Annotated in this window: 1 protein-coding gene; it reads left to right on the top strand. The window is 51.7% G+C overall.

Translation table 11 applies throughout. The annotated features are described in order from the left end of the window. Positions 1–240 precede the first annotated feature (240 nt). A partial coding sequence (locus AUR66_RS21360) for a NosD domain-containing protein (RefSeq protein ID WP_197409807.1) occupies positions 241–1,821 on the top strand: 1,581 nt, incomplete at its 3' end.

Genomic DNA, 1,821 nt, shown 5'->3' on the forward strand with positions numbered 1-1,821 from the left:
CCGTCGATAAAAACCAAGCCTCGAGAGTCAGTGAGGGGGTTGTACAGATACGCTTGCTGCTCGCAACTGATTCGGATGTCGTCGGGTGATTATCCGGAACCGATGTGTTAAAGAGTACCAGACATACATATCCGTAGTATATGTCATTTGCGTGCCTCGTAGACTTTGGGCTAGCAACCCATCACCCACACACAGAGTGTCCCACGAAACTGGAGGTGAGCCGTGGGGGAGCATAATCGTGTGTTCATCCTCGCAGTCTGTGGTCTCGTTGTATTGTCCTCATTCATTGGAGTGGTCCCGGCGAGTGCTGTCACCATACCAGCACCATCTGACTCAGGCACGGGTGACCTCAATGACGAGCCACCGACTGCGATGCTTGGTGAAGGACTCTTTGGCGATGACACACAGATAACTGCAGAGTCGTCATTGGTTGTTGCTGCTGATGGGAGCGAAGAGTACACGTCAATCCAAAATGCAGTAGATAACGCTAGTGATGGCGGTCGAATCGTCGTCCAACCCGGAACCTACCGTGAACCAGTTACCCTGGAAAAAGACGTCACAATAGTCGCACCTGATGGGGCAGTGCTCAATGGCTCAGGAATCAGTGACGATGGCTTCGAGATATATCGTTCAGCAGCACCCACAATTTCGGGCTTTACCATCACTGGATGGTCCAGTGGCATCTATGTGTTCCTTGGGACGGGAAACTGGACAGTCAGAAACACGACGATAACAAACAACTCTCATGGGATCTACGTAGGGGGTGCCGAGAGGAACTGGACAGTTTCCAATAGCACGATTACGAACAACAGGAATCATGGAATTGCTGCACCCGGCTCAGAGTACATCGGGAATGCAACGGGGAATTACTGGGGAAGCGCCTCTGGTCCGACGATTGAGCAATGTACCGGAAATGTAGATTGTGGATATTTTGCATCGACTCCGAATGCAACACCTTCAGTTCCTGAACCTCGACCGCCAACACTCGTTGTTGGACCGGACGGAGACCAGCCGTATGCATCAATTGGCGATGCGATTTCTGCATCGGCTGCTGGTGATGTTATCGAAGTACAGCCAGGCACGTATCGTGAACGGGTCGATCTCTGGAAAGATGTGACAGTCTTCGCACCGAATGGTGCGACACTCAACGGGTCGAAAACCGGCGGGAGTGCATTCCTCATTGAGTCCGATGTTTCACCGACGATTTCTGGGTTCACGATTACAGACTATTATGCTGGCATTCGAGCAGATACGTCGGATGGTGACTGGACAGCAACGAACAACACGTTCACCGACAATACGAACGGCATCTATTCCGAGTGGAGCGATGGCAACTGGACGGCGACAAATAATACGATAACGGAGAATACTCACGGGATCTACGTTGAGTTCAGTTACGGCAATTGGACGGCCGCGAACGGAACCATCGCAAACAACACTGAACAGGGAGTCTATGCATGGCGCTCGTCGGTTGGAGATGCAACAGGGAACTATTGGGGCCAGTCGACTGGCCCAACGCTAGACCAATGTTATGCCAATGTCGACTGTGGATTTTTCCGGTCCACTCAATCTGAAGCGCCGTCAGTTCCTGCTGTTCGCCCGGCAACGGTTGTTGTTGCCCAAGATGGCAGTGGGAACTATAGTTCAATTCGAGACGCACTGTATGCGGTAGCTGATGGAGATAGCATCGCGGTGCGACCGGGAACCTACAATCAACCGATATCTCTCTTGAGAAATATCACCTTGTTCGCACCAAAGGGAGCAGTTCTGGAGGCACCAAATGACTTCCAGACTGGAATCGAGATTTCATCAGATGCGTCT

The organism is Haloferax profundi, from assembly GCF_001469865.1.
Classification (GTDB): Archaea; Halobacteriota; Halobacteria; order Halobacteriales; family Haloferacaceae; genus Haloferax; species Haloferax profundi.